The organism is Bacillus sp. M6-12 (assembly GCF_002860285.1).
Taxonomy (GTDB): Bacteria; Bacillota; Bacilli; order Bacillales; family DSM-1321; genus Peribacillus.
The window spans coordinates 125,722-146,744 of sequence record NZ_PGVF01000006.1 but is presented as its reverse complement, the minus strand read 5'-3'; the positions used below and the strand labels follow the sequence as shown (position 1 = coordinate 146,744).

10 protein-coding genes and 2 pseudogenes are annotated in these 21,023 nt (G+C 40.7%); 1 reads left to right on the top strand and 11 read right to left on the bottom strand.

Features of this window, described 5'->3' with window-relative positions; all coding sequences use genetic code 11:
- Window positions 1–26: 26 nt before the first annotated feature.
- From galU to CVD28_RS09070, 5 genes and pseudogenes are all read right to left on the bottom strand, one after another.
- Complete coding sequence (galU, locus tag CVD28_RS09080) at window positions 27–902, bottom strand: UTP--glucose-1-phosphate uridylyltransferase GalU (RefSeq protein ID WP_101592060.1); 876 nt, start codon at window positions 900–902, stop codon at window positions 27–29.
- Between the two features lie 393 nt (window positions 903–1,295).
- Window positions 1,296–1,370, bottom strand: a pseudogene (locus tag CVD28_RS28480) (hypothetical protein); the annotation flags it as partial.
- 335 nt (window positions 1,371–1,705) lie between these two features.
- Window positions 1,706–2,656, bottom strand: a complete 951-nt coding sequence (locus CVD28_RS29250) for a methyl-accepting chemotaxis protein (RefSeq protein ID WP_374702515.1) — start codon at window positions 2,654–2,656, stop codon at window positions 1,706–1,708.
- Window positions 2,648–3,577 (bottom strand): annotated as a pseudogene (locus CVD28_RS29245) (HAMP domain-containing protein); the annotation flags it as partial. The pseudogene CVD28_RS29245 and the gene CVD28_RS29250, both read right to left, overlap by 9 nt.
- A 1,107-nt stretch (window positions 3,578–4,684) precedes the next feature.
- Window positions 4,685–8,227 (bottom strand): chitobiase/beta-hexosaminidase C-terminal domain-containing protein, encoded by a 3,543-nt coding sequence (locus CVD28_RS09070; protein WP_257985810.1) that lies wholly within the window; start codon window positions 8,225–8,227, stop codon window positions 4,685–4,687.
- A gap of 516 nt (window positions 8,228–8,743) precedes the next feature.
- Between CVD28_RS09070 and CVD28_RS09065 the strand changes: the two genes are divergently transcribed.
- Window positions 8,744–10,015, top strand: a complete 1,272-nt coding sequence (locus CVD28_RS09065; protein WP_101592057.1) for a S8 family peptidase — start codon at window positions 8,744–8,746, stop codon at window positions 10,013–10,015.
- 332 nt (window positions 10,016–10,347) lie between these two features.
- On the opposite strand, the gene CVD28_RS09060 is transcribed toward CVD28_RS09065, so the two are convergent.
- From CVD28_RS09060 to CVD28_RS09035, 6 genes are all read right to left on the bottom strand, one after another.
- Entirely contained in the window at window positions 10,348–10,653 is a 306-nt protein-coding gene (locus CVD28_RS09060) for a hypothetical protein (protein WP_101592056.1), read from the bottom strand.
- Window positions 10,654–10,926: 273 nt separating this feature from the next.
- Window positions 10,927–11,469, bottom strand: coding sequence for a GNAT family N-acetyltransferase (locus CVD28_RS09055; protein ID WP_101592055.1), 543 nt, complete (start codon window positions 11,467–11,469; stop codon window positions 10,927–10,929).
- Window positions 11,470–12,013: 544 nt separating this feature from the next.
- The gene (locus CVD28_RS09050) at window positions 12,014–13,594 is read right to left on the bottom strand and encodes an outer membrane protein assembly factor BamB family protein (protein WP_101592054.1); all 1,581 of its coding nucleotides are present in this window, start codon (window positions 13,592–13,594) and stop codon (window positions 12,014–12,016) included.
- A 157-nt stretch (window positions 13,595–13,751) separates the two neighbouring features.
- Entirely contained in the window at window positions 13,752–15,038 is a 1,287-nt protein-coding gene (locus CVD28_RS09045; RefSeq protein WP_101592053.1) for an S-layer homology domain-containing protein, read from the bottom strand.
- Between the two features lie 205 nt (window positions 15,039–15,243).
- Window positions 15,244–15,978, bottom strand: coding sequence for an SGNH/GDSL hydrolase family protein (locus CVD28_RS09040; protein ID WP_180954086.1), 735 nt, complete (start codon window positions 15,976–15,978; stop codon window positions 15,244–15,246).
- Between the two features lie 302 nt (window positions 15,979–16,280).
- The gene (locus CVD28_RS09035; RefSeq protein ID WP_101592051.1) at window positions 16,281–20,732 is read right to left on the bottom strand and encodes an S-layer homology domain-containing protein; all 4,452 of its coding nucleotides are present in this window, start codon (window positions 20,730–20,732) and stop codon (window positions 16,281–16,283) included.
- Window positions 20,733–21,023: the final 291 nt, after the last annotated feature.

Below are 21,023 nucleotides of genomic sequence, written 5' to 3'. Positions count from 1 at the left end.
CGATATGAGGCGGAAATCAAATGGTTTCAATCACTTATTATTTTAATTTTTTTCTCGAGAAGACGGAGAACATCTTCCCTTAGATCTTCACGGTCAAGGGCAAAGTCAATTGTTGTTTCAATAAAGCCTAATTTTTCACCCACATCGTAACGTTCTCCTTCAAATCTGTATGCAAATACACGCTGTATATTATTTAGCCGTTCGATGGCATCAGTTAATTGGATTTCGCCACCTTTGCCCGTTTTCTTCTCCTCCAAGTAGCGGAAGATTTCTGGAGTTAAAATGTATCGCCCTACAATTGCCAGATTGGAAGGAGCCTCATCCACCTTCGGCTTTTCAACGAATTGCTTTACCTGCATCAAGCGGGATGAAGTGTTTATTGGATCAATTACACCGTAACGGTAGATTTCTTCCATTGGAACCTCCTGTACGCCAAGGACACTGGAGAAAGTTTCATTAAATTGCTCAATAAGCTGCAGCATACAAGGCTTTTTGCTTCTTACGATATCATCGCCCAATAACACCCCAAATGGTTCTTCCCCAATAAACTTTCTGGCACACCAAATGGCATGGCCCAGACCGAGCGGCTCCTTCTGACGGATATAATGAATATCAACAGAAGATGACTCCTTTACCTTTTCCAGGATCTCATACTTTTCCTTCTGCATAAGAGTTGCTTCCAATTCAAATGCATGGTCAAAATGATCCTCGATGGCACGCTTGCCCTTACCCGTCACAATTATAATATCCTCAATTCCCGAAGCCACCGCTTCCTCAACAATATACTGAATGGTCGGCTTATCCACAATCGGCAGCATTTCTTTAGGCATTGCCTTTGTTGCAGGCAAAAAACGAGTTCCCAATCCCGCCGCAGGAATAATCACTTTTCTAACTCTTTTCAAAAGCGTCCTCCCCTCCTCATCGCACAATGACTGGAGTTTATATATAATTATGGAATTTCCCTAAAGGATAGAAGGACTTTTGCAAATCTACTGTAACTATCATGTTCGTAATTTAATTAACATTCTTCAACCGGTTCTGTTTGGAACTGTTTCAGCTCTATAATTTAATCAAACGATTGATTAAATAAATTATCATACAAAAAAGGCGTTTGACTATCATCCAAACACCTTATACGTACATATTTAATTCAGTCTCTGCTGATCCAATCATAAAATAAGAAAAGTGCCAGGCCCATTTATATTCACTTCATTAGGTCCTGGCATTTTGTAAAATTAGTCTATAATAAATTTCCCTATATCATTATGTAGTTCCTTAGCAGTATCCTTCAGCTCTATTTCCTTTGGCATTGCCTTTGTTGCAGGCAAAAAACGCGTTCCCAATCCTGCTGCAGGAATAACTCTTTTCAAAAGCGTCCTCCCCTCCTCACCGCACAATGACAGGAGTTTATATATAATTATGGAATTTCCCTAAAGGATAGAAGGGCTTTTGCAAATCTACTGTAACTATCATGTTCGTGATTTAATTTACATTCTTCAACCGGTTCTGCTTGGAACTGGTTCAGCTCTTTAATTTAATCAAACGATTGATTAAATAAAATATCATACAAAAAAAGGCGTTTGACTATCATCCAAACACCTTATACGTACATATTTAATTCAGTCTCTGCTGATCCAGATCATAAAATAAGAAAAGTGCCAGGCCCATTTATATTCACTTCATTAGGTCCTGGCATTTTGTAAAATTAGTCTATAATAAATTTCCCTATATCATTATGTAGTTCCTTAGCAGTATCCTCCAGCTCTGTCGCAAGCTTGTTTAACTGTTCCATTGAAGCTGTTGTTTCTTCGATGGAGGCAGAAACCTGCTCTGTTCCGGCAGCCGCTTCCTGTGTAATGGCATTCAGATGATTTGCATTGGCCAGCAGTAAGTCCTTCTGCTCCACCATTGTCCTCATCGCCCTGGAGATTTCCTCAATTTTATTATAATTCTCCACAATAGAATCATCGATCAGTTTAAAAGCAGTTTCTGTATCATTAACGGCTTTGCCCTGCTCGAGGATATACTGATTGGTTTGTCCAATAATGTTAACAGTATTGAGCGTGTCTTCCTGCATTAAGCCAATAATTTCTGAGATCTCCTTCAGGGAGCCGTCTGTTTGTTCTGCAAGCTTCCGCACTTCATCTGCAACGACTGCAAACCCTTTCCCATGCTCTCCAGCCCTAGCTGCTTCAATGGCAGCATTTAGAGCAAGCAAGTTGGTTTGATTGGCAATGGCAGTTATTGTTTTTACAATATCATTGATGGAATGGGACCGGTCATCCAGAGTTTTAACAGCCTCTTCCATTTCAGTGGCAAGTTTTCTGGTTATATTGAATTGCTCCTGTAAATAGTGAACCTTGTCCATTCCTTCTTCTGAAGCCTTATGCATGTTTTCAGATTTATGCTTCATTTCCTCCGTTTGCTGCTCGACTCCCTTAATACTGTTAGATAAAGCCTGAGTCGCTGTCCCGTTTGTGTGAGCCATTTCCGTCTGGTTTGACGCTCCAGAAGCGATTTGTTCTATTGTAATAGCTACTTCATTAGAAATTGCGGTGTTTTCCTCAGCGCTCGCTACCAATGTTTGCGCGGCATCTGTCAAGCTATTTGAAGTAGTGGACACTTTCGCAAGTATCTCCCTGACTTGAGTAACCATATTATTAAAGCTCAGAGATAATTGAGCCACTTCATCTTTTCTATCCGTTCTTACAGAAACCGTTAAATCTCCGTTTTCCATTTGCTTCATTTTCGATTGCAAGACTTTAATTGGTTTAGTAATAAACCGTGTGACGATGAAAGAAGCCAAAATTGAGAAAAGGAGAACCAGGCCAAATGTAATAATGATTGGTGTAAGTACTTTCTGACCTGCAGACTGGAGTTCATCAATACCTACTACACCAAGTATTTTCCAGCCGGTTGTCGGGTTTTCTATATAACTGAAAGCATGTTCTTTACCGTTATACTCCTCGACAAATACACCTTGCTTTGCAGAAATTTGTTTAAAGAATGGCTGCTTTGTCATATCCTTTGTTACCATTTTTTTATCAGGATGCGCCAGGATCTTCCCGCTTCCGTCTAATAAAAAGGCATAACCGCTTTTTCCAATTTTAGTTTTATCGACAATTTTGATTAAGGCATCAATAGAAATATCAACTGACATTACACCGACTAATGTTCCGTTATCATAAACAGCTTTAGCAGCACTTACGATGGCTTCGTTTGAAGCACTATCAATGTAAGGCTCCGTCCAGATTATTTTATCCTTGCTGCCTACAGCATCCTTATACCAAGGCCTTTCTCTTGGATTAAAATCCGCCGGAAGGTCTGCAGGCGGATATAAAATCATTTCACCTGTTTCTTCAGTTCCTAAATAAACATTAGCTAAAGCTGGATTATTTTTTTGAGCGTTTTCAAAATCCTTCAGCAGCTCACTTTTTGTATTCTTGTAGTCCGCTATTCCCTCAATATCCGCGAACCGGTTGATCAAGTTTTCTGCGTTATCAAAGAATATCTCAAACGTGTCATTCATAGCGTCCATTTGTTCTTTCTTGCTTTCGGACAATTCCGTTGCTGTCATTTTCACACTGGATTCATAACTAACCAGCCCGACGACAAACCCGCCAATAATAATTAAAGACAGGAACGGAATTAAAATCTGACGCTGAATCGATCTAGTATACCAGCTCTTCATACCCCTCATATAAACCCTCTCACCCTTCTGTTTCTCTCTATATATAGTCATAATTATATCGGTAGGAATGTTCGAAATATCTATAGGTCTGATTAAATATTTTTTTGATATATAAAAGGAAAGTCCGAAAACTGTTTAATACCATATTTATAGTGAAATTGCCAAAAAAGCTTGTGGTATATCCCTTTACTGACAGTGTTGCTTCGATCTGAATATTACCGCCTGGTAGAGTTGTTTTTAATAGCAGTAATACCAAGAGGCGAGATTTGTCGAGAAATCGATATTTCTTAAGAAGTTGACTCATAAAAATGTAAAGTTGTCTTATAAATTTTAAGAGTTAGACGATAAAATGTGAAAAGTTGACAATAAAGTCCTAAAGAGAAACATTTGCAGGGGGTATATGGTTAGCGAAGTTGACGATAGATACAGGAAGATTGAAAAAAAAGTGCGGAAGTTAATAAATACAGCTTAATAAGTGGTCGATAAACCCCAGTTGCACTGCCAGCTGGTTTTGACCGGCCAGATCTTTCTGAATATAGCCTGATTTTTATAAAAAAATCTGCAATTTTACTGAATAACATACAGGTTTACCTTTATATACCTCCCTCCCCTATCCTGAGATTACATAATAATCATATATCCAATCAAACACAAAAAAGGATAGACGACACTTCCATCTATCCTCTTCCACTCTTATTTCTTCTCAATACTAGTCAGCACATACTGACCTGATTCACTTTTATAGTATTCGATAAGCACTCTGTCATTTTTCTTAAAGCTGCTCCAATTTACATTTTCCACTTGTCCCGTTGCACCCTGCTTTTTTCTTTATGTAAGTAAGATTTTTCGGATCTATTATAATAAAAGTATGAGGGCATTATACCTCAATCTTGACGTAAAAAAGGTGCTGGCACTGAAGCTATTATATATACTTTCACCTTATAACAAAAGGTGCCAGAGCTCCCCTCATTTTTGGGAACCTGGCACCTTCCTTTAAGCGGCCTTCTTTTTTGGAGCAAGAGGAGAAGCTATTTCTTCCCCATTCGAGTTAAAAAATTTAATAGAACTAGTATCCACGTTTTTCTTCACATTCCAGTGCTGTACGTTCTCTGCACCTCTGATTTCTTTTACATCCTTACTTTCAATCATGACTTCTTTCACTTCGGCACCGGTGAAATCGATTTCTGCATCCTTGGAAGATGGGGCAATTATTACGGTTGTTTTCTCAAGGCCTTCCCCTTTCAAAGTTGCTGTTGATCTCATTAGATAAATGCCATCTTTTATAGTTGAAGTGCTGTCCATGCTGATTAGTGCATTTTCCTCTTTTATCTTCAATTTGTCTGCTTTATAACCAATAAGGTTGTATTCTTTATCATAATTTGGTGCCTCAATGCTGTTCAAGCTCGTTTGAATCAGTACCGGATCATGGTCGCTCGCCCGTCCGTGTTCTTCCATGAAGCCTGAGTTGATGTGAACAATATCCACTTGAGTTCCTACTGCCAGGTTATTAGATACTAAAATATGATCGAGTACCTGAGCATTGCCTTGGTAGTTATAAGAATACCGCTGTTCTGCGGGAACTTTTTCAATCATGTTCGTTAGTTCATTTCCTTTTAAAACTCTTAAAGTATTAGAGAATTCAAAGTCATTAAAGTCACCTAGAAGGACGATATTTGCATTTGGATCCTTTGCCTTAACGTCTTTCACAAAGCCATTCACGATTTCAGCTATTTTCATTCGCTGGATTTCACTTTGTAGAACTGGCGGCTGAACTTTCCCGAATAACGGCAGGTCCCCGCCCTTTGAGTTAAAGTGGTTGGCCACTACGATAACATTTTTTCCATTGAACTCAAATTGGGCTGCCAGCGGCTTTCGGCTTGATTCGAATGCGGAATTTGTCGGATCGATCCGGCCTGGATTCAAGGTAAGCTTGCCATTTTCAAAATCGACCGCCTCGGTTGCTGTTCCTTTAGTTCCAGGAACAAGCGTTACCCGGTCTTTTTTATAAAGGAAGCCGACACGGATATTGCCTCCAGGCGCTCCGCCATCCTGTTTGTCCAATGGAGCGACATCTGTATATAGGTAATCTCCTCCGCCAAGTTCTTTAATTTTAGCTATTAAAGCTTCAAAGCTTTGGCTTGCATCCGTATTCCCGCTGTCTGTTTCACCATCATTATCCTGGACCTCAGTGAGTCCGATAATATCAGGCTGCTTCAGATTGTTAACAATCGCCTCGGCCAATTTGGTCACTTTTGTATCCGGTGTTTTCGTTGAAAAATTCTCCACATTATAAGAAGCGATCGTCAGCTTATCAGCCGCTGCAGCAATAGTCGTGGTTTCACGTGTATTCGAACCTTCAACTAACGCTGGCAGATCTGTTTTATTGCTTAGAACTTTGTAATTGCTGTAGCCGTAGCTGACCACGCCCTGGATGGAACCGGCAAAGCTGTCACCCATTTTCGCGATAAAGTTCTCATCATTGATATCAATCGTAATCCGTTCCGGGTTATAGTCAGTTTCCGTAATTCTTAGCCCGCCTGTATCCGTATTCGTTTCCAGGCTGCCTGGAATTACGATGACTTCTCCGTATTTCTGCGGTGCTACTATTTTTGCATTGTCCACCTGCACCAGCATGCCTTCCAGACTTTCAAAAAAGTCAATTCCATCCTGCTCCGGGTCAAAGGTTGTTAACCTATCATTATCAATAACCTCTGTTGGAGGAATACGGTCCTTTCCAATCACTACAGGAGCAGGCAGTGCCTGTCCGCTGGCTGTCACTGTAATGCCGGTTGCATTGATTTCGGTAACCGGCAAATCAGTTTGCTGTTTTTCAGCATAGCCTTCCAGTACATACTCTTTCACTTGTCCGCTTACTTTAACTGCATCGCCCACTTTTAAACCATGAGCCTTTTTATAGACTAAAATTCCTTCAGATGTTTTTTCATCATTATCAGGCTGAAGATCCTGCATATAGAAGTTATTTGCATCCACAACCTTCGTAACTACGCCCTCAATATCGGATACATTTATGCCGTCATATGGAGAATAATGGGCAGCCGCCTGAATGTCATGAATACGCACGACATCTTTTTGGATAATGTAGTTGAAGGTTGAAACATCAGTGGCTGTTAGTCCTTCTTTTACAGCAATGGCCTTAATCACGGTGTCCTTTGTAATTTCAATTTGACTGCTGTATACCTGGCTGCTCGTTGTCGGATTCGTGTTATCGGTTGTGTAATAGATGGATGCACCTTCCGTTCCGGTAGTCAGCGTTACTTTATCGCCTGTCTTTATAAGCCCCGGTCCAGGTATTGCTACAATGCGCTGAACCTTGGTTGAATCCGCAATAATGTCGCTGGCATCTCTCGGAATCAATTGATAAACACCTTTATACGCACCAAGCACACCTGTGATCGAATCATAAGTTGTATCCACAGAAAGCAATGCTGCATCCTGCGGGCGAATCTGGAATGACGTTCCATTAGCATCCTTGGCTGTATAGTTCCCGCCTGCAAAAGACTCAACATTTACCTTTTTTACAGTTACAAGCGTTGCTTCTTTATTCTCCTGAAGCTCGGCCGCTGTAAGTTCATCAGCCTCAGGCAGCTCCGCTTTTTCAATTACTTTTACATTCTCAGACTTCACTTCCAATTCCAGCAGAGAATTATAATCTGCCAGTTTACCTAAAGCCTGCACTTTATCTCCTGGAGCAATATTTAAATTGGATCCATATAAAACAAGTCCGGCTGACTCATCCTGAATATAAACCGTATTACCGAAAACAGCCGTTACAATTCCAGACGTAAGTGCTGATTGGCCGACCGGAAGCTCCCTCACCTGGGCAATCATTTGTTCTTGCAGGACAGAATACTCAAATGTTGTTACTTCACTATCCTCAAGGCCAGAGGCCGAAGCAAAAGCCTTAATGGTTGTTGCTTTATCAATGGTGATTGGTTCAGTGTATTGGCTGCTGGACGTCGATGGAGCCGATCCGTCAGTTGTGTAAAAGATCGTCGCTCCTTCAGTGGCGGATGTTAATGTAACTGTGGTCCCAGAAGCTACAGGCCCTGGAGTTGGAGCCGCCACAACAGGCTGTGTCGCCGTTGGGTCGGTATCATTAATAAATTCATAGCCTGTTAAAGTGGCAATTCCCGGTACACCGAAATAGGCGCCAAGCGTGCCGGTCAACTGGACCTTTTTACCTAGATTAGCAGGATTATCGACGAGGTTTAACGCAGCTCTCTCATCACTATCGGTAGGGAGCCTGACCGGAAGAATCCTGGCTTTATCCGTCTCATTAGGATTGTCGGCAATGGCAATATTCGTTTTAACCGTAAAAGGACCGCTATGATTATATGTTGGACCATTAGCGGTTGTCCCGACTATATAGCCCTCAACCGTCGCGGTTCCAGTTTTATTTGCAATCGCTTCAGCCACAGTGATGGCCTCCGCCGCGTTCGCACTATTAAATGGAGCAAAAAGGCTTATTAATATCGTAAAAATCAATGCCAAACTGAAAGATTTTCTTCTCCGCACTATTAACCTCTCCCTTTTTATCATTTTGCAGCTCCTCTCGAATTGCATTAAAAAATTATTCGTCCGTTTTCAGGAATAATTCGTCCAAAATCGAAGTTAATTTATCCAAATTCCAATTTATTCTTCCGAATTCAAGAAGAATTTAGCCGAATACCTTAATTCGAATTGTTCGCCTCCTACCTAGTAATTATTAATGAACTCTGCTAACCCAGTTCATCTAAAATAATTGAAACATATCTTACTATAGCGATTATATTAAATTATTGTTAATTTTTTACAGTTACAAAGACCTGTGTATATTTAACTATCGGGAATATTTACTTGGTAACTAAGTACTATTTGTTATTGAAATATAATTAAAAGAATAAAAGTATATCTAATATTAAGCATCAATGAGATAAGCATGCTTCCTATTACTTTCATTCCAGTAAATTCAATTTTAATCTATTATTATTTTTAGAATATTTGCATCGTAGTGATAATACGGCCATTTTCAGTTATGAGAGGAGTCAGGTCATGAAAAAGAGAAAAGTGGTTGGATCTTTGGTGCTTAGTTGTGCAATGGGATTGTCGCTCTTTTCATCTGCTGCTTTTGGTAAGGAACCGGACGCTATAGTAAAGGAAAAGGATTCTTATCGTGTTTTGATTCAGGGACCAAGCTCGGAGAAAATCAAAGTGAAGGAAAAGCATGGAGCCCGCTGGGAATTTGGAAGTGAAGGCTTTACCACAACAGTAAAAGCAAAAGAATACCATGCATTATTGCAAAACAAAAACATAACGGTCGAGGAAGTCCAGGAAGTGAAGCTTGAAGAAAGAACCTTCAGCAAAGTGGGGGCTACGGCCATTACTACCCTGCCAAGTGACCGGACTCCATGGGGAATCCAGGCCATTTATAATGATAGCTCCATTACCCAAACTTCCGGCGGTGATGGCATCAAGGTAGCCGTCCTGGATACCGGCACATATACATCCCACATTGATCTCAGCGACAACGTGGAGCAATGCAAGGATTTTACCCAAACTGCCTCATCAATGGTTAACGGATCTTGTACAGACCGGAACGGGCACGGAACTCATGTTGCAGGGACGGCACTCGCAAATGGCGGCTATGATGGCAAGGGTGTATACGGAGTTGCTCCTCAAGCTGAACTCTGGTCTTATAAAGTACTGTCAGACAGCGGTTCAGGATACTCCGATGATATTGCCGGAGCCATCAGGCATGCAGCCGACGAAGCTGTACGCACTGGCTCAAAGGTTGTCATCAATATGTCACTGGGTGCAAGCACAAAAGACAAATTGATTGCTAATGCTGTGAATTACGCTTATTCAAAGGGAGTGCTGGTAGTAGCAGCTGCGGGTAACTCCGGATACAACGCTAACACAATCGGTTACCCTGGAGCCCTTCCAAATGCCGTTGCAGTTGCCGCTCTGGAAAATGTGCAGCAAAACGGAACTTACCGGGTCGCCAACTACTCCTCACGCGGAAACCCGGGCACAGATGGCGATTTTGTCATCCAGGAAAAAGATGTAGAAATTTCCGCCCCGGGAAGCAGCATCGAATCAACCTGGTATGACAGAAACTATAACACAATCAGCGGAACATCCATGGCTACACCACATGTAGCTGGCCTAGCCGCTAAAATCTGGTCGGCCAATCGCAATCTAACAAATGCGCAGCTAAGAGCCGAGCTTCAAAACCGGGCAAAAATATATGATATTAAAGGCGGATATGGAGCAGCCACTGGGGATGACTATGCTTCAGGATTTGGGTTTGCAAGAGTAAGATAATAATAGAGAAAAAGCTATTCAGCGTGTTGGGCTGAATAGCTTTTTTGCATATGGCTCTGATCACATGAAACTGCTATTCAGAAGCATAGAAAACACAATTCCTTACGCAGAAATTCCTAACTACATTCTTAAACGGACATTGCCATCATTACACTCATAATTACCACATATTCTGCTAGGTAGGCCGGTAAAAGAAAAGCTATTTCTATATAAGATAGATACGGGCCACTCACTTATATTTCGAGAGTGACTGCCTGTCGCACATTAAAAAAGACTGCTAGATCGCAGCCTTTTACTTTTTCTTATAAATCTTCCGTAGTCGAGAGCCTACCTTACCCGCCCGACATAGCCAATACAAATAGTGACCAAAGGGAAATTAATACCCCCACCCCAAGAATAACGAATAAGTATACTAAGAATTGATTCTTTTTAAACATACCTTTCCACGTAAAGAAAAATACTAACACGAGTGCGTATACATACAAGAACCAGCTTGAAACTGTTACCACAGCCAGCCATACAAAAGGTGATAGATTATTAAAATTACTAGATAAAAAATATTCAATATCTTGGGCATAAACGCCTAACACAGTAGCTAAAAGTAGCACGCTGAATATTAAAACATTAGCTCTTATCAAATATATCACTCCTCATTAAAAGCCAGCGTTTCACATTAAACTATTCTAAACTATCTTAAATCATAGCATATGTCTAATTAGACTTGTTGGTTCGAACATTTCTTCCCATTCCTTGCTGCTCAGCTTCTCTCACAGCTTCTTCTTCACCGCATAAGCTGCTTTCGCTGTTCATCTGTTAAGTGATCAATTAGTTTCATTCCCTTATGGAATAAAAAAAAGCACCCTTTTTTGGATGCTTCTAGTAAAATCCTTTATTCATAAGCAGGTACGAATTTATATCTTTACTAAAACAGAATCGTAATACCAATCGAAGTTTTCTAAATTATTAATAACAAGCTTAAGATCAATACTAATCGGGACAACATTATCTCCCTTATAAAAGAAAGCTTCTCCCAATTTTTGAATAGGAACTTTATAAAACCTTTTTAGTGCTAAATATAATTTCGGCTCAATAAGTGCTATAAAATAACTGATATCATTTTCTATAGAAACTTTTACCATATGTGATAACATTTCCGATAATACTTTACCGCCTCTATAGGCAGGTAAAATAGACAGTTTATCCAGTTCAAAAGTCTTCTCGAAATTTTCTTTTATAAACGGGAACGACGTAAAGGGGAATTCTTCATCAATCAAAGAGTGTGCTAGTTGTTTAAATTCAAACACTCCGATGTGTTCACCATCATTATTGCTCACAAGGTAACGGCCAAATACATACTCTGAAAACTCAGCCTCATACCCCTTCTCTTCCCAACATTGAAGCCAAATGCTATTAAAAACATTTAATTCTAAGGTGCTATTTACTTTTTTAATCAAAACTACAACCCCATTTAGCAAAATAATAACTTGATTACTTTACCACATTACGGGAATAATACAATTGTTTTACAGGATAAAATTTTCCCCTCCAGTTCCCTTTACCTTTGCTTTGAAAATAAAGTAGGGGAACCTTTTTCAAGGCTCCTCCCCCATCAAACTGAACGGCTACTAAGGCATGCGGCTTTCCAATGTGTTTTCGTGTTCAATACGTCTCTAATCTCTGAGTATATTCCAATTGTGGAACTTTTAAAGGAGTGTAATACTCTCTCCCCGTTCTTTCTCTTTTTCAACTTTTCTTTTATGGGATACAAAACTTTTAGTAATTGATGTTCCTGATTGAAGTCAATGCTTCTATGTTATAAAGCTTCACCTCAAAGATCCGGGATTTCTGGTCCTGGGACTTAGCGGGGACAACTAACCCAAAAAGAAAGCCCGGTAAGATCATCATCCTACAGAGCTCTCCAGCATTCAATACACTTTCGTTTTATAACAAAATTGCACTCAACTTAACACAGTTCACTCGCGTTGTGTCAATTCATTCCTATCTAATCCCCACACTATAAAAAGCCCCGCCCCGTGTCGCAACGATAATTTGCTGCCCGACCACAATCGGGGATGCTTCAATGTTGGCGCCTAAGTTAATTTTTGTAACCACTTTCCCTAACTGATTAATGAGGTAAAGATTCCCCACCGAATCACCCTGGACAAGAAATGCCTTTTGACTTGAGGTATAGACGGCCACTGTTGATGACCATGCATAATTCGGGAGCTGCAGCCTCCATTTTTCTTTTCCCGTCTTTGAATCAAGGCTGATCAGCAATCCGCCGTTAATGGTTTTATACCGTGAAATATTATAGATTACCTGCCCTGCCAACGGGCCAGTTCCTACAATTGGTGTTCCCAGCACTCCGCCATTTACGGGATTTGCTCCTTTAACCGAAAAGCCTGAGGTTTTCTTTTCCCACATCACCTTTCCGTTGAGCCCGTTTAATTTTTGTAATCTGGCGTAGCCTTTTGTGCCTTGTTTATCAATCTCTGAGCCGGTATACAAGAAAGGTACACCGCCTGAGTCTTCGATAACCAAACTGGCATCTGTATCATCATATGGAGGGTTAGCCCAGATTGGACGCTTTTTGATTAAGTCCAGCGCCTGAATTCCACCGCCATTATCGGAAAAATAGGCTATGTTTTTATAAACAGATATGGAATTCTCAATCCCTGGATAAGCATTCCTTTGCTGCTTATAACGATATTTTGTTGTGACAGGAGCGATTTTTATCTTTTTATTTTTCGGGTCATATTGTGTAAATAGCTTTACCAAATATACGAGTCCATTTTCCCCGCCTACCACCAAGCTATCATCTTCCCGGTTAATCAGCGGAGAACTGTCGAACGCTCCCCAGCGGCGGAATGAGAAGGAATCTATTCCAGGGATGAATGCCAGCAAGGACTGGTCTATTAAACTATAAATTCTAAAACCGATTTTCCCCGTTTGCGGAATCCCCTGGCCAACATAAAGCAGCGGGTAACCGCGTGGATCAAGGGCGATACTCCCCTTAATGGGATTATGTATATTGATTGGCTTTCTTGTCTGCTTTCCGGTTGCCGGATCCAGAAAATAAACCCTGCCATCCAAAGAACCATAAACTAATTCTTTAAAACTGGCTTTCTTTTTATATTCAGGATATATATTCATGATCTGCTGCTCTCGTTTGTTCCATTCAATTACACTCGGCTGACCTGTCCAGCCTGCTCCGCCTCCCCATCTCGGTGATGCAGATGTCCGAAAAGACCAGCTTTTTCTCAATTTCCCCTCTTTGATCACAGGCATTCCCATTACAGCTTGATTTCGGGCAGGCCCTCCTCTGAAGGTTAAAATTCCATTGACCGTCTGATATTGGGCTGGAAACGGCTTCGTTGCGACTCTTGCCTTGTTGCTAAATGTAAAAGCAACACTCTTACTGCTGGGAAGCGGGTTGATGTGAACCGGCTCCCATTTATTACTCTCAATTGCAGCTGCACTTGGAGAAGGAGCAAGGATAATATTATCTCCAATAGGATAAAACAATGAAAACAGGAGGATACACAAAGAAATGTAAATCTTCATTAAAACTTTCATCATTGATTACTTCCTTTTATAATTTTCTGACTATAAAACTATAACACGTACCTGCAGTCAAACTAATAAAAATCGTTCAACACAATCTTGCACTCAGCTAGAATTTTGTCGATTTTTCCATGCAAAAAAGCCCACTGCATGCAATGGGCTTTTGGAAGTATTATTTTTTACCGGTCATCAAGGCTTGCGTTCTTGCAAAGACAACTGCAAATTGGGCACGATTCAAAGGATCATGCAAACCAAAGCGGCCATTTTTATAGCCGTACATAAGGTGGTTATCTGTAACGGCATCAATGTAAGGGGCTGCCCAATAAGTAGCGCTAATGTCCTTAAATGCAGGCACTGAACCATCACCCTTTAACTGGAACGCTGCAGCAAGAACCTTTGCCATTTGAACTCGGGTTAACGGGGCATTAGGATTAAAGTTATCACTCTTTGTAAAAATACCCGCTTCCGTAAGCTTTGCTATTGCCATATAGGCTGGATGCGTTTTCGGGACATCCTTGTAACCTGGATTAGCCGGGATCGATTTGGTCATTGGAATAGACTTAAATAGGATATCAGCCACTTCCGCTCTGGTGATTGCTTTCTCCGGGTAGATGTTTCCTTTTTCATCAACATTCAATAGTTTAGCAGATACCAGCATATTCAATTCCTTTTCAGCCCAATGGCCTTTTGGAACATCAGCTGCTTTAGGCGCAGCCTTGGCCATAGAATCAATTAAAGCCGCGCTCATTAGCTTATATCCATCAAGGTTCGGATGAATATCCTCTGGGTTAGGAACAAACTGCTTCGGATCGTCGCCGAATTTTTCATAGACAGAAACAAATACAGCACCTTCTGCTGCCGCAGATAGCTGAATAGTTTGGTTCAATGTTTTAGCGAGCTGAATAAGCTGCGGTTTTTGCGCATCTGCCATAAATGGGAAAGGAAAATAGTATCCCATAACATAAACGGATGCATCCGGATTGAGATCTTTAATGGTTTTAAGAATAATAATATAGTTTTTTGCAATTGTTTGCAGTGTCACCGGCACAGCAGCCGGATCAAGGGTTACCGTTCTTTTTTCGCGGTCTACCTTTGCTTCTTTTAGTAAATCATTCGCACCAGCTGAAATGGTAATCACATTAGACTGTGCAATGGCCGACCTTAACTCAGGCTTTGAAGCCAAGTCATCAATAATATTCTGAGTTTTATAGCCTGGAACTGCAAAAGCCTTCGAGTATGTACCTAAAAAGTTTTCCCCTTTTAAATACTCGGCAGTAAAGTCAGAATATCCTTTACTGAGGCCCTTCTCTGGCGTCATTCCGGCAGCAAGGGAATCACCCAATGCTAAATACTTGATTGGTTCCACTGTCTGGGCAGAAGCGGCAGGAGCCAGCAACCCCACTAATAATACAAAAATAAACCCCAGGAACCCAATTCTCTTTTTAAAATGCTTAACCAACTATTTTCACTCCCCTTTGTATTGCATTCTCAATTTATATGTCAATCCAGATGGGTATATGTATCTATTTTAATATTAAACTTGCGTTATTTGTCTATAAATAATTAATTTCTTAGGATAGTCCCGGGACTGGTAAATTAACGTAAAAAAGACAGAGAGTTTTACACTCCCTGCCTACTATTGCATCCCAATTATTACAGTCTGCTTACATTCTTTTAACTTCCAGTGTTCTCTGTACCGCCTGATACAATTCATTTGCACCGTGCATCGACATGTGGATTCCTGTAGGGTCATATAATCCTGAAGCAGAGAGGGCCTGGTCTGTATTTCCTCCGGCAGCTTGTATAAAGAGACGATATGTATCAATTAAAGGTACATTTTTTTGTCTTGCAATGGATCTGGTAATATCATTATACGAATCATGCCATTCCCTGGCTCCGCCATAAGGCTTGTATAATGCCTCTCTATTCCTGGAGTAGTAATGCCCTTGCCCTCCTTCGATCACAGGCAGGGCGGTCATGAGGATAACATTTATTCTACGAGCTCTTAAAGTATCTACAAAGTACCTTATATTCTTATTGAAATTTGCTTTTGAAGTTCTTGGCAATCGATTGCTGTTCATTATCTGCGCGTCATTCGTCCCGAACATAATGATAACTGTTTTCGGATTCCTATTCAGCACATCCCTTTTAAATCGCTGTCTGGCCATGCCAGTGGAATTGCCCCCCACACCGGCATTTATGACAGGCCGCGTCTTTAGCAGCCGATTAGCCCACTTTGCGCTGCTGTAATAATTGTTAGCTGCCCAATTTGAACCAGCTGTATTGCTGTCACCAAATAAAACCGTTACCTTTCTTTCAGCTGCTTCTGTTTCAATCTCTTTACTTAGCCCGACAGATGCAAGTAATACAATGAAAAATGTAAAAACCCATTTCTTCACAAAACTTATCTCCTTATATTTAGTTTATCTTACCTTACCCGATTTAAAATGATTTACTCCATGTTAACTACCCTGAAGATGCTGCGATAAAACTGGACGATAGTCCAGAAATATATCCAATAGAAACTTAAAGAAAAAAGAAACCAAAGCTATAAGCTAAGGTTCCTTTTTCCAAATTCCCGAGTAATCATTCATATACAATACTAACACTAAATTGGTTACTAAAGATAATAGGACTCTTAATTTTAAGCTCTAAAAAGATGGCTTCATTAAATCTTAAAATTAGTGGTTAGAATTCTCTGTTAATTGGTTTTAGCTTCCGTTACCCCTGTGTAGGTCACACCTGTACCTTTGTTTCCTTGGTCTGTAAGACTGCCATTTTCGGTTCTAATAACAACCGCCTCTCCACCCAGGAGCTCAGTAGAAGATCCTGTGAATAGACGGGGTGCTAATTGATTGAATCCCTGATCTCCATGGAAACCATATAAACCAGTGTCAGCTTTAAGTACAAGAGCCATTCTAAAGGCAGTCATGAATTCACCAAAAGACATAGTTGGATCAATATACTTCTTAATCACTGATTCCACTGCTTTATAATTATTTTCTGGATGATCAATAATTTCTTTAAAGATCGCATCCCCTTGGCCTGCCTGTGTTTTTAAATATTGGACAAATAGATACGATAGTGAATAATTCGATAAAACATCGCTCCGATTAGTCCAATTTAATAGAGAATGTCCATTTTGAATGGAAGTGGAAGCGTTATAATACGAGATTCTGTTATTTTGGACACCGCTGTATGCATGCTCTGCGGCCATAGCCAGACCTTCATCAAGCCAAGTATCCATTTGACCTTTATTTTCTTGAAACCAGTTTTGGTTAAAATTGACCATATGCTGGAATTCATGGGCTAATGTTGAATAAGCTTTCGAAACATCAAGGTTATTTTTATCGGTTCCCATCGTCGGGTACGTATCTACATAAAACAGCTCCATATTGTTGGAATTTGTACCATTTAACAAGTCATTACCATCAAAATATCCGCCAATATAGCCGCCGCTGCCGTTCCAGCCATCTTGAATATCGAGACAAAGGATCGCTACCCTGCCATCGTTATCGACATCGGAAGGAGTTCCGAACTTTGAGGTTATCGTCGGATAAATCCCCTCATCGAATTCTTTTCCTATAGCCTGAGCCTGTTCTGCAGTTAACACTCCTGTCTGCACCCAGACCTCACCGTACGTCCCTGAATAAAGAAGCTGCGCATCTGTTGATTCATATCTTCCCATTTCTTCATTATAAACTTTAAATGATTTTATACTATTTAGCACATTTGTTGACTGCATAGAAAATTTCAAATCATTTTGCGGGGCATTATTGATTAGTTCCCGATTAAGCAGCTTAACCGGATTATACCTATAAGCTTCAACATCCAAATAGCCAGGAATAGTGTTTGACTTTGTGGTAAATTGCTGCAAGGCAACAAGAGTACCAGATGATTGGGGCATAACAGTATCAACAGATTCATTGCTGATCACTACAAAATCAGCCTTATATTGAGGTCCTTGCTGATCCACATTCGTAACCACTTTAATCGTCGTAGAAGCAGGACCTACTTCATTGCCGGCTACTGGTTTAATATAGTAATAATAATCTTCAGCATATGCTAGATTCGTAACATTTAAGGTGGTAGAGGCAACTGTTGATCCCAACTTGGCAAAAGTTCCGTTTTCTGTTTCTGCCTGATAAATATCATAACCAGTTGCTCCTGGAGCAGCTGACCATGTTAAACTGATAACTCTATCTCCGGATTCAGCTGCCAGTTCGGCTGGTGCTGTCAGTACATCATCTACAGCATTAGAAACTAAGTCAACAAACTTTTTGACCTTACCTGTCGAATCAATCTCAACAATCACAACATGCTTTCCGGCTGCAGCGTTAATAGTGCCTTTATCCTCTATCGCTGTATAATTTCCTTCTCCGAGTGTAATTACAGTATCAAGATTTGGGGCAGTCTGGGCTGCATCAAAGACTCTGTAAGCGAAAGAGTTCCCAGCTGCTGCTGCCGGCAGAGTAACGACTACCTGCCCATTGGTACCGGCTCCTGTTTTATCCGCCAAAGATCCACCTGTTAATGGATCGGCAACTTCGTCTGCAGACTTGATTTGTGAAGCAGTCAAAGTAATCAGTTTGAAATTTACGACTTTATTCTCCGAATCTAGTTCATACACTGCCACATACTTTTTTGCAGCTGCGTCAGCTCCCTGTATATCATTTCCAGAGATATAAGGATTCATTGTTCCCGGTGGAACCTCCGCTCCTGCTTTCGGCGTTTCAATCGATGTACTGGATACCAATACTGCAAGTTTATTACCGTTTTCAGGTGTTGCGGTGATTCTGGTGCTGCCCGCTGCTGTTCCAGATGATGCGGTCGCCGTCAAAACAGCAGCATCCGGTACAACTGAATCATCTGCCTTAATCTGCTCAGCCGTTAATGACATTAGTTTAAACTTTACAATTTTATTCTCCGAATCCACTTCATAAAGTGCTACATACTTCTTTTCAGTAGCATCGACTCCCTGTATATCACTTCCGGAGATATAAGGCTTTGTTATTCCCTCAGGAATATCTGCTCCTGCTTTCGGTGTTTCGATTGGTGAACTGGATACCAATACTCCCAGTGTATTTCCGTTTTCTGGTGTTGCGGAAATTTTGGTGCTGCCGACTACTGATCCCGCTGATGCAGTCGCCGATAAAGCAGGCGCATCCTGGGCGACCTGATCGGCTGCTAAAATAGTCTGTATGATACTGGCATTGGAAAAACCAGTAGCTTTTATAACAATGGCGTAATTTTTAGCAGCAGGAAATACACTGCTGTCCAAAGTGATTTTTCCTGACTCAACTGTATATTTGTTTGAGGCTAATGCAGCGCGATCAACCTCCACGGTGGTTATATTGCTTCGCCACGCTGAATTATCCGTAAATGTAAGTTCAATATTATGCTCAACTTTGGGTTCGGTACTGTCAGCTGTCAAGAATGGCGGTGTGGCTATTGTTGGAACTGGAGAAATGGCGACTCCGCCCCCGCCGCCCGCTGAGCTTCCTCCGCCCATAGATGGCGCTGCGCCAGGAACTTTTTGCCCGTTTATCTGTTCTATGTTCCCTTTCACACTCTCAAAATTCTTGATTACATCCTCAGGTTTTGCTCCGTCTGGCAGTTCTAGATTTTGTACTTTCATGTTTAATCCCAGGATAAACTTTGAAACTTTATCAGCACTGCCTAATGTTCCTACACGGCCGCTGGTTTGAAAGGACACTGTCGAGGCATTAGCTATTATTCTTTCAAAATTGCCGCTGCCGCTAATGGTAACATTCTCATTACCAACAATAGCTATCTCCTGTACATTAGCTTCAATGACAACATTTTGGACTCCTGATTGAATAACAAGCTTTGGAATCGTTACAGAATCAGCTGCCGTAAAAGTGGCATCACTTAAAAGAGATAAAGATTCTACAGTTGAAGAGCCTGTCGTTTCTAACACAATGCCGTTTGTAGAAACTTCAACATTCCTAAGTTTAGAATTGTGGAAATTCACCTTAGCTTTACCGACTGCCGAGGCTCTAGCAACATTTTGGCCGTTCATAGACATTTTAAACGCTAACGATTTATAAATAGTGCTAGAGCTTTGTTTTACTAATTTTACAGTCTCCGAAACGGCAGTATTCCCTTCTACTTTCATATTATCTGTATAGAAGGAGTTTTCAACGCCCTTTCCGATGTGCAGGTCGCCTTTTATAGTTGCATTTTTAATCGTGACGTAATCACCGTTAACTACTACATTAGCATCTATAATCGCTTCCCGGGCGTCAAGAACCACATGGCCATCATTCTCTGCGTTTGTACCAATGCCTGCTTTTCCGCTAGTATTCAGTTCAATAGTGTTCACCTTTTGAACAGTACCGTTATTCACCTGAAAATTAATTACAGCCCCTTTTAAACTTGCCAGATTTGAAGGGTTAACCCAGGTTTTTATATGATTTGGGATTTTGTAGGAACCTTTTTCAGTGACAATTTCCTGATCAGTAATATTTTTAATAGCAGAATTTATCTGCGTTTGCTTCATCGCAAGCTCACTTCGATAAATAAACGAAGCCATTTGGCCGCGATTGACTAATTGATTTGGTGAAAAAGTCGTACTGGTAGTCCCTTGTGTAATTCCTTTCTCAATCAGCGGTTGTACATAACCTGCAAACCAATCATTTGGTTTTACATCAATAAATCGCAAATCCTTTAACGGAGTCTTTTCTAACTGATAAGCAGCTCCAAGTATTTGGGCCAGTTGAGCACGGGTTAATGGATCTGCCGGCTTGAATCGCCCGCCGGAGCCATTAATGATTCCTTTGTTTGCAAGGGCGGCAACATAGCGGTATTCCCAGCTTGTTTGTGGTACATCCTTGAATTTGGGATTCTGAACATTTATAATATCTAAATTTAAGGCCGCAGCAACAATTTTAGCTGCTTGGGCTCTCGTTAATTTTTCATACGGCCGAAATGTTCCATCTTTAAAACCGTTAATAACGTTACGGGCATGTAAGCTTCTTACAGCTTCGTAAAAATGGTCGGATGACTTTACATCAGAGAAAACGGTGCCTTGCGCTGCAAATCCTGCTGGAGCAACACTTACTATCGCACTTGTTGCTACAGACGCAGAAAGAACCGATAGTAACTGTTTTTTACGCTTTGAAGACTTCAATTTATTTCCCCCATATTTTTTAGAAATTTACCGACTAAACAATCCTACTTTACATAGTAGTTACGGGATAATTTATAGTAGAATAAGAGATTTTTGCATTTAACCATACCGACTTTCAGGTAAAAAGCGTGATAAGCCCTAAGGTATCTACAACAAATCTTAGACGGTTCATTTACTTTTATCGGTTTTATTTCCTATTCTTTTACCATAAGTGCATCCCCAATATATAGAAGAAACAAAGAATATTCTCCAATGCAAAAAAGGCCAATCCAAAGGACAATTACTCGTCCT